This window comes from Candidatus Zixiibacteriota bacterium (genome assembly GCA_035574315.1).
In the GTDB taxonomy this organism is placed as follows: Bacteria; Desulfobacterota; Binatia; order UBA9968; family UBA9968; genus DATLYW01.
Genome location: DATLYW010000002.1, coordinates 1 through 9,031, shown reverse-complemented (window position 1 = coordinate 9,031; position 9,031 = coordinate 1). Strand labels below are relative to the sequence as shown.

The 9,031-nt window shown below is 64.8% G+C and carries 8 protein-coding genes; 2 read left to right on the top strand and 6 right to left on the bottom strand.

Features of this window, described 5'->3' with window-relative positions; all coding sequences use genetic code 11:
* From VNN77_00070 to VNN77_00045, 6 genes are all read right to left on the bottom strand, one after another.
* Nucleotides 1–1,387 (bottom strand): UbiD family decarboxylase (locus tag VNN77_00070; GenBank protein HXG49787.1); only part of this gene is annotated, 1,387 nt, incomplete at its 3' end.
* A gap of 73 nt (nt 1,388–1,460) precedes the next feature.
* A complete protein-coding gene (locus VNN77_00065) occupies nt 1,461–2,564 on the bottom strand; it encodes an extracellular solute-binding protein (GenBank protein HXG49786.1) in 1,104 nt (367 codons plus the stop codon).
* A 13-nt stretch (nt 2,565–2,577) separates the two neighbouring features.
* Nucleotides 2,578–3,672, bottom strand: a complete 1,095-nt coding sequence (locus tag VNN77_00060) for an extracellular solute-binding protein (protein ID HXG49785.1) — start codon at nt 3,670–3,672, stop codon at nt 2,578–2,580.
* A 70-nt stretch (nt 3,673–3,742) separates the two neighbouring features.
* Nucleotides 3,743–4,864, bottom strand: coding sequence for a cupin domain-containing protein (locus VNN77_00055; GenBank protein HXG49784.1), 1,122 nt, complete (start codon nt 4,862–4,864; stop codon nt 3,743–3,745).
* Nucleotides 4,865–4,874: 10 nt separating this feature from the next.
* A complete protein-coding gene (locus VNN77_00050; GenBank protein HXG49783.1) occupies nt 4,875–6,461 on the bottom strand; it encodes a UbiD family decarboxylase in 1,587 nt (528 codons plus the stop codon).
* Nucleotides 6,462–6,495: 34 nt separating this feature from the next.
* The gene (locus VNN77_00045; GenBank protein ID HXG49782.1) at nt 6,496–7,647 is read right to left on the bottom strand and encodes an extracellular solute-binding protein; all 1,152 of its coding nucleotides are present in this window, start codon (nt 7,645–7,647) and stop codon (nt 6,496–6,498) included.
* 307 nt (nt 7,648–7,954) lie between these two features.
* On the opposite strand from VNN77_00045, the gene VNN77_00040 reads away from it, so the two are divergent.
* Both VNN77_00040 and VNN77_00035 read left to right on the top strand, forming a co-directional pair.
* Complete coding sequence (locus VNN77_00040) at nt 7,955–8,449, top strand: hypothetical protein (protein ID HXG49781.1); 495 nt, start codon at nt 7,955–7,957, stop codon at nt 8,447–8,449.
* 267 nt (nt 8,450–8,716) lie between these two features.
* Entirely contained in the window at nt 8,717–8,881 is a 165-nt protein-coding gene (locus tag VNN77_00035) for a hypothetical protein (protein HXG49780.1), read from the top strand.
* Nucleotides 8,882–9,031: the final 150 nt, after the last annotated feature.

Genomic DNA, 9,031 nt, shown 5'->3' with positions numbered 1-9,031 from the left:
CCCCGCCGTACTGCTCCTGCGGCTCCAGCTCCCAGTTGATCGTGGCGTCGATCAAGACACGCGTCCATTTCCCGTGCCCGTACTTGACCGAGTCACGCTCCTCGAGCGGGACGCTCGGGTCGAGCATCGAGCCCGAGGTGCCGGGAAACATCGTGATGTCCCCCATGGCGGCGTTCACCCGGTAGCAGAGCGCCCACTCGATCGCCTCCCAGTCGTGAATGTCGATGTCGTGGTCGACGACGATCAGGTGCTTGCCGGCGTAGTTGCCGAGATGGCTGCCCCAGAGCGCCGCCGCCACCTGCTGCGCGTGGCCGCGGTGCGTCTTGCGGATCTGCACGCGCAGCAGCTCCGGCCACTTGCCGCGCCACACGCCCGTCACGTTGGGCACGCCGGCCTGCTCCAGGTACTGCCACGCCATCGCGGAAAAAGTCGCCGGCGTCCATGTGGTTCCCTCGTTGGTCCTTCCCGGGCTCGCGCCGGTCAGGCACCCGTGGAAGATCGGGTCGTCGCGGTGCGTGACGCAGTCCACGCGGATCGCGTGTTTCGGCGTCTTGCGCCCCGCGTAGTAGCCCGGATATTCGCTGAACGGGCCTTCAGGCTCGTAGGTTTTCGGGTCGGGAGAGATCGCGCCCTCGAGAACGATCTCCGCCGTCGCCGGAACCAGGAGATCGTTCGTCTCGCACTGGACCAGCTCGACGGGCGCGCCGCGCAGCGAGCCGGCCATCTCGTATTCCGGGTGGTTGACCGGCGTGGAGGCGGCGATGAAGAGCGACTGATCCCAACCGATCACCACCGCCACGGGCATCTCCAGGCCGCGGGCGCGGTACTTCGCGAAGTGCTTGCCCCAGCCCTGCGTGGCCGCAAGCAGCACGCCGATCGTCCTTTTCCCGGCGATCATGCCGCGATAGGTACCGACGTTCAGCACGCCGCTCTCGGGGTCTCGCGTGACCACGCTCGCCGAGGTCATGATGTAGCGGCCGCCGTCGTGCGGGTTCCATTTCGGAACCGGAAACTGGAAGAGATCGACCGCGTCGCCGCGCACGATATTTTCCTTCACGGGCCCGCCTGGCACCCGGCGCGGCTCGACCGGCCGGGAAAAACGCTCCTTGAAGACGCCGACGAGATCCCGGTACGAGGTCTCCTCGGAAACTCCGAGAATGCGGCAGACCCGCTCCCGCGTTCCGGTCCCGTTGGTGAACAGCCGCCGGCAGGCGGTTTGCCGGTGGTCCTTGATGTTCTCGAAGAGAAGCCCGGGGCCGGACCGGCTCGAGATTTCCCGCGTGATCGCGCCGATCTCCTCGTCCCAGTCCACTTCGGCGCGCACGCGCCCGAGCTCGCCGCGCCGGTCGAGGTCCGCGATCCACGCGCGGAGGTCGTCAGAAGGCATGCCTGCGTCCTCTACAATCGTCCAGACCGATGTCGAAAAAGTTCAACGTCAAAAACCGGAAACCCACGCCGTATCACGATCCCAGAAGCCTCCGCGCCGCGGCCGAGCCCGGCTCGCGGATCCTGTGGATTTTCTCCTCCGACTGGTTCTCGAATTTATAGTACTGCTCGAGCGTGAGCCCGTCCTTGGCCGCGATGACACCGAACTCCCTGGTCCAGCGCGTGTCGACGTCGAGGCGGCGCGTTCCCACGCCCATCGCGCGCGAAAAGATCTCCTGCCCGTCGCGCCCCAGAAGCCAGTTGACGAACACGCGCGTTGCGTTGGGGTGGGGATGGTTCCTGAGAATCGTGAGGTGGCCGTAGCCCCCGGTGGCGTAGAGCCCCTCCCTGGGCACCGGCAGCGGATGCACCGGCAGCTTTGCCTTGATGAACGGCAGCAGCTCCGAATAGCCGATTCCGGAGGTGATCGCGATCTTTCCCTTGGCGAGATTCTCTCCCAGCAACCGCAGGTCGCGCGTCACGAACGGCTTTTGCGCCACCAGGCGCTTCAGATACTCCTCTCCTTTTATGTAGAGCATGTAGGACCACATCGAGGACCCCGACCCCGGAGTGCGCGGGTCGCTGATCCCGATCCGGCCGCGCAGCTTCGGGCCGAGCAGATCGTCGAAGCTGTGAAAGTCGGCCGGATTGTATTCGTTCGGGTTGCACCACAGGCTCACGGTCTGATAGGCGACGAACGCGTACACGAACCGCTTGGCCCTGTCCACCCAGATATGGCCGCCCCACCACTGCCTCGGGTCCTTGACCTCCGGGAGAATGAAAAACGGCTCCACGGGCTCGAGAACGTTCTCCGGGAGAAGGCCGGTGATCACCGACTCGGTGCCGCCGATGTGGAGATCGAAGTAGTGAATGCCGGCCTTCGCCTCGTCGGCGATCCGGCGGATGATCGTGCTGCCGCGCGCCGGCACGAACTCGACGCCGACGCCGTAGCGCCGGGTGAAGGCCAGCTCCATGCCGCGCCTCAGCTCGGCGCTGGGCGGAATCGACGCGACCACTTTTCCTTCCTTGCGCGCCGCCTCGACGATTTTCTTCCACTCCGTCGACCGCTCGTCCTGGGCGATCGCCCGGCAGGCGAGCAGCGGCACGGCGATCGAAAGCAGCAGGATTTTCCGGATCATGTCCGCCTCGCGACTACCTGAAAAGCCTTTCCGCCAACTGCATGGCGGGCTTGCGGTACTTGAGAACGACCTCCTCGGAGCCGTTCTCCAGCTGGTCGAACTTCTCCGGCGTCAGAACCTCCTTGGCCGCGGTGTGGCCGAACTCCCGCGTCCAGCGGGTGTCCACGTCGAGGCGGCGCGTGGGCTGTCCGAGAGCCTTCGTGAAGATCGTCTGCCCGTCTTTCGACAGCAGCCAGTTCACGAAAACTCTTGCCGCGTTGGGATGCGGAGCGTTCTTCAACAGCGCGACGTTGCCGCTGCCCGAGGACGCATAGTAGCCCTCCTTCACGCTGGCCACCGACGTCACGGGGAGCCCCGCTTTGATGAACGGCAGATACGTGTAGTAGGAGACCCCGACCGAAAGCGCGCATTTGCCCCGCGCCACGGCTTCGGCCAGCTGGCGCAGGTTGCGTCCCACCATCATCTCCTGAGCCGCGAGCTTAGTGAGGAACGGCTCGCCCTTGACGCGCCACAGGAAGGAGAAGGTCGACTCCCCGGAGCCGGGCGTTCGCGGGTCGAGGATGGCGATCTTACCTTTCCATTTCGGATCGAGCAGGCTGTCCCAGGAGACGATCTCTTCCGGCTTGACCAGCGTCGTGTTGTACCAGATGGTCTCGGTCATGTAGGCCGTGAACGTGTAGATGTGCTTCTTGGCGCTGTCCGCCCAGATATGGCCGCCCCACCACTTCTTTTCGTCGCTGACTTCGGGGAGCACCAGGGCAGGCGGTATCGGCTCCAGAATCTGGTTCGCCAGGAGCCCCGTGATGATCGAGGTCGTGCCGCCGACATGGAGATCGATCGTCCGCGCCCCGGCCTTGTGCTCTTCGAGAATCTTATGGATGTTGGCCGATCCCCGCGCTGCGTTCAGCTCCAGCTCGATCCCCGGATGCCTGCTCCGGAATCCGCTCTCGACCTGCTTCCGCAATTCGGCGCTGGTCGGTACGGAGACGACGACCTTCCCTTCCTTCTTCGCCGCCTCGACGATCTTGTCCCACCTCTCGGCGCCCGCGGCCGGCCCCGCCGCCGCGACCGACAGGGCCACAAACAGCAATCCATCGCGGATTCTCATCACGGCTCAAGCTCCTTTCGCTCGCGCGCGTCCGTTCGGCACGCCCCCGCGCTCCGGACGCGCGCTCCGTTTACGGCGCGGCCGGCGCGTACCGGAAAGCCGGCATCTCCATCGGCACCCCGGCCTTCGCGACCGCCGCCTCGAAGTCCTTGCGAATCTGCGGATCCTCGTCCTCGTATTCGATCAGCGTCCCGCCTTCGCGGATGCTCGTCCTTACCCCTTCGCGGTTGATCGCCTTCCACACGCCGAAGAGGTATTTCCCCGACTGCCCGCTGTAGCGGAACGCCAGCTGCCGCGCCTTTTCCCTGCCGGTGTTGAAATGCTGGTGGAACCAGCCGGTGGGCGGGCTGAAGACGCTTCCCTCGCGCCAGTCCACCCGGACGACCTGATCGCCCCGGCCCGACTGATACGGCCGCACGCCGGCCTCTTGCGGCCACATCAGCGTGTAGCCGGTCGACCGCAGGATCAGCAGGATCGCCCCGCCCTGGTGGAAGTGCGCCTTGTGGTAGCGGCCCACGGGCCACTCGGCGATGTGCCCCACGAGCGTGCTTCCGCCCATGTCGAACGACGTGATCCGCACCCCGTAGCCCTTCGCCTCGGAGGGATCGACCAGCGCACCGCGCGCGTCCGCTATGAAGTTGGATTCCCAGTTGAAGAAGCCACCGACCTCCCGCCGGCTCGAGGTCGGCACGAAGTAATCGGGCCTGCCGTCGAAGCGGTCCTCGAAGCGGTAGTCGCAGCCGAAGATAAAGGGAATGTCGTGGAGGAGATCGATCATCAGCGGCGCGCTCGTAACCGCGAGAAAGATCGCCGGTTCGCGGCTGCCGTTGATCATGCGATGCGAGCAGTTGAGCGGGACCGCGAACAGGCTCCCCCGCTGCCACTCGAACTGGACCTTCTTCCGCTCGTCCGCGCCCGACCAGACCTCGGTGGCCCCCATTCCACGCAGAACGTAGATCAGCTCTTCGTAGAGATGCTTTTCCGGCTCGAGGGCCCCGCCCGGCGGAATCTCGCCGACGTACATCCCGGTGAAGCCCTCCATGCCCTTGAGCTGGATGTAGGCTCCCAGCCCCCCGGTTCGCCGCCACGGCCGGCGCGGCAGCGCGGTCACGTCCTCGATGCCGTAGCCCTCGACGACCGGAATCCCCTCTTCCTTGATCCACCGCTCGTAGCTGGTCTCGCGCTTCGTCATGGCCTCTTTCTCACTTCTTGCTCTCGGCCGGAAAGTAGTTCCCCGCCGCCACCGCCTCCGCGAGAGCGTCGTCTTCGCCGGTCCAGAGATCCAGCGGATAGCCGTACCACGGCCTCTTCAGCTCCAGCTCCGGCATGCCCGCACGCCGCCAGAGGTCGAGCGCGCGCTCCATGTATCTCTTCTTCGGCAGGCCCACCGGCGGATATTTCCCCTTGCGCGTCGCGTCGATCAGCAAGCCGCCGCAGCCCGTCGGAGGCGGATAGAAACGCTCCTCGGGGTGGCTCATCAACGCATAGGCCGACGGGTCGAGCAGCGGGGAACGTCCGGTGATCACCTGAACGTCGCGGTGCGGCTGCATCGCGAAGCTGAGCGCCCACATCACCATGTCGGGGTCCTTGGGATCGATGTCCTCGTCCACCGTGATGATCACCTTGTTGGTGGTGTCCATTCCGGAGGCCGCCTGCAACGCCTGCCTGGGCTTGCTCGGATGGCTCTTCGCCATGCGGATCACCCACCAGTTCCAGCCGCCGCCCATTTCCGGACAGCAGACCTCCAGCACCTCGGGAAGGTTGCAGCTGTACTTGAGGAAGTTGTACAGCATCATCTCGCGGCAGGTACGCGAGATGCCGTTGGACTCGCTCGGCGGCAGGCCGACCAGGATCGCGGTGAAGATCGGATCGCTGCGAAACGTGATCGCCTTGACGTCGATCACCGGCCTGAGCGCGCGCTCCGCCATGAGGTAACCGGGATAGTCGCTGAACGGCTCGCTCCGCTCCATGGCGTCGACCGAGATCTCGCCTTCGATCACGATCTCGGCCTCGGCCGGCACCTCGAGGGGAATGGTCTTGCACCTCACGAGGTCGACCGGACGGCCCCGGATCGCCCCCGCCACCGCCAGCTCGTCGAGCCCGTACGGGAGGTTCGCCGCCGCGACGTAATTGATGTCGGGAAGCGCGCCGAGGACGATCGCCACCGGCAGCGGCTCGCGGCGCCTGACCGCGGCGGGATGGTGATAGAGGAGCGCGTGGTGCGTTCGGGCGATGCCGGCGATCAGCTTGTGGTCTCCCCTGAAGTGGCCGCTGTACATGCCCACGTTTCTCGTCCCCGACTCGGGGTCCCTGGTGATGAACGGCGCCGTGAAGCGGATGCCGCAGCTGAAGCCAGGCTCCTCGACCGGCGCGGGAAGGTCGGTGAGCTTGAATTCCGCGAGCCCGGGTCCGAAGTAGGCGTGCTCCTGGACCGGCGCGCGCTCGACGGGGCGCGGCTCCACGGGGCGGGCGAGCGCCGCGCGCCACTTCTCGTAGATCTCGGCCGGGTCCTCGCAGCCCATGCCCAGGCCGAGAATCGAGCGAGAGGCGCCGTAGACCCCTGTCGCCACCCTGGCGCCGTAGCGCCGGCCCCGGCCGTCGCGCACACTCTCGAACAGCAGCGCCCGGCGCTCCCGGTCGGGAAGGCCACGGTACTGCAGCCGCATCAACGGCATGAGCTCGGTGTCCTTGTCCACGGGCTCGCGCCAGCGGTAAAGCTTACCGCGCCGCTCCAGGTCCGCGATCAGGTCGCGAAAATCCGAATAGTAGTCGCCAGCCCTTCGATTCATGCTCCGCCTGCCGCTTTCCGGATGCGAGCTCTCCTCAGCGCAACAGCTTCTGCGCCACCTTGAGCGCCGGCTCGCGGACCGTGTCGAGCTTCTCTTCCGACTGATTTTCGAGCTTGAGATAATCCTTGACCGAAAGGTGGTCCTTCGCCGGGATCACTCCCGTCTCCCGGAGCCAGCGCGTATCGACGTCGAGACGCCGCGTCGCCTGTCCGAGCGCCCTGCTGAAGAGGTCCTGGCCTTCCCGCCCGAGGAGCCAGTTGACGAAGACGCGGGTCGCGTTCGGATGCGGAGGATTCTTGATGATCGTCAGATTGCCGCTGCCGCCGGTGCCGTAGGTTCCCTCCTTGAGCTGTGGCAGCGGCTTGATCGGCTGCGCCGCCTTTACGTAGGGAAGATAGGTATAATACGTGAGCCCGATGACGACTGCCGTTTTCCCCTTGGCGAGAGTTTCGGCGAGAAGCCTCTGATCGCGCTGGAGGAGCAGCTCCTGGCCGGCGAGCTTCTTGAGATACTCCTCTCCTTTCACCGACCAGATGAAAGACCAGTTGGAGTCCCCCGCTCCGGGAGTTCTGGGATCGAGAAAGCCGATTTTTCCTTTCCAGGCGGGGTTCAGAAAATCGTCATACGACCGGAGCCGATCCGGCTTCGCCAGCTCGGTGTTGTACCAGATGCTCTCGGTCAGATAGGCCTGAAAGCTGTAGATGTACCGTTTCGCGCGGTCGACCCACATGTGCCCGCCCCACCACTGTTTCGGATCTTTGACCTCCGGCAGCACGAGCCATGGCTCGATCGGATCCAGAATCCCCGCTTCCAGAAGGCCGCTCACCGCAGAGGACGAACCGCCGATGTGCACGTCGAAATGGCGCACTCCGGCCTTGAACTCTTCCGCCATCCGCCGGACGGCAGCGCCGCCGCGAGCGGTCAGCAGCTCGATGCCGACGCCGTAGCGCTTTTCGAAAACTTCCTCGACTCGCTTGCGCAACTCGGCGCTCGCAGGGATCGAAACCACGACTTTCCCCTCGGCGCGCGCCGCTTCGACGATGCGTTCCCATTCCTTCGGCTCCGGCCGCATTGACTGCGCGAACGCGGGCAGGCAGCCGACAGCCAACAGGCAAGCCGCCTCACAGGCAACGCTCGCCGCGCGCGACGAGAGCAACCGCAGGCGGACGGACACTCTGAAGATCATCGTTAAGACTCAGCGAACTTCGGAGACGGCGGGAATCGATTCTTTTATGGCCGAACTTTTATATTCAAACATTTTATATGTCAAGTATTTCGAAGAATTTTTTTCTCCGTTGCTCCGCAGGGAATCTCCTGCAGGGATTTAACCGACTGCCGTGTCGGGCTTTTCCTTCAATCGAGGACAACTGCAACGCCGGAGCCGCCGCGGATTCGTGGGTCCAGAGTCTGGCCTCGTTATTGCGTGAGCCGTGGGCGCTCGTCGTTCTCCAGACGCTTACCGGAACCGAAGAGACCAACGCCGGGAGGCGGCTATGCCGTACGTTTACGGCTACGGCGGCGCTCTTCGCTGCATCGGCCAGGCGCTCGAAAGGCAGGAAATCGTCGTCTTCGACCTCAAGAGCTACGCCTGCGAGTTTCGCTTGGAGTGCGGCGATCCTCGCCCGCCATATGCCAGGATCGTCCGCCTGAGCTATTCGGTAGCCGACCTCGAAAGGCTCGAGGCCGAAGGACGCGCCCGCCGGAGAATGGGCTCCAGCCCGGTCGACTTCGGCAGCCTGCCGGAGATCCTCCGGGCCGTGGGAAGCTATATCGATCACCGAAGCGGCCATCTCCTGCGCGTGTGCAACGCCAGGGTCGAGCCCGTGATCGAGGTCGAGTACGAGACCATGGGCCGCCGCCTGCAGCACGAGCTCCTGCCCCTGCCCGCGATTCTCGAGGCGAGCACGCGCATGCACCAGAAGCGGGTCAAGGCCCAGGGAGGGATTTCGTCCTTGGGGCCGCTACGAAAATCGCATCGCTCCCGATGATCGCTTCGCTTCCGCTGAAACCGTTTAAGCCGTTGCGGCCGCTGCGCGGCAGACGAGGACCGGGAGCACTTCCCGCCCTCCATCTTCGGTCGCGGGTCTTCACCTCGGACTTCGAACCTCGAACGCAATCCGATTTTGTTCCTTCCGCCCATATCCGGTATCCGGCGTTGCGGCGTAAAGCTCTTTTACGCTCCTTCCGTTGACCGCGCGCTCTCTGGCACCCTTCATGCTGAGACCACGGTCGAATACGGCGGAGGGAGGGAAGAGATGCGTTACTTCGGCCTGGCTTTTGTGGCGCTCGGCGTCTCGTTCGGGCTCGGCGCGCTCGCTTTCGCTGGGGAAAGCACGGAAGTGGCTGCCGGGCTGCTGGCAAACGGCGCCCTTCTCTCCGCCGGCGGGTACTTCATCGTCCGCTGGGCGGAAAGCCCGTAGATTGCAGACTGGGGTCAGGTCTAGCATCGTAGCACATTCAATTTTCACCGATCAGTTCCGCCTGTCCGGTCTCATCGACTCACGCACGATCCGTCCCACCGTGGTGAAATGAACTCCAAATTCCCTGGCGATCTGTTGATAGCTGTAAAC

What these genes read in the sequence shown, in the direction of transcription:
- VNN77_00065 (HXG49786.1), bottom strand. Translation starts at nt 2,564, where the DNA reads ATGATCCGGAAAATCCTGCTGCTTTCGATCGCCGTGCCGCTGCTCGCC.
- VNN77_00060 (HXG49785.1), bottom strand. Translation starts at nt 3,672, where the DNA reads ATGAGAATCCGCGATGGATTGCTGTTTGTGGCCCTGTCGGTCGCGGCG.
- VNN77_00055 (HXG49784.1), bottom strand. Translation starts at nt 4,864, where the DNA reads ATGACGAAGCGCGAGACCAGCTACGAGCGGTGGATCAAGGAAGAGGGG.
- VNN77_00050 (HXG49783.1), bottom strand. Translation starts at nt 6,461, where the DNA reads ATGAATCGAAGGGCTGGCGACTACTATTCGGATTTTCGCGACCTGATC.
- VNN77_00045 (HXG49782.1), bottom strand. Translation starts at nt 7,647, where the DNA reads ATGATCTTCAGAGTGTCCGTCCGCCTGCGGTTGCTCTCGTCGCGCGCG.
- VNN77_00040 (HXG49781.1), top strand. Translation starts at nt 7,955, where the DNA reads ATGCCGTACGTTTACGGCTACGGCGGCGCTCTTCGCTGCATCGGCCAG.
- VNN77_00035 (HXG49780.1), top strand. Translation starts at nt 8,717, where the DNA reads ATGCGTTACTTCGGCCTGGCTTTTGTGGCGCTCGGCGTCTCGTTCGGG.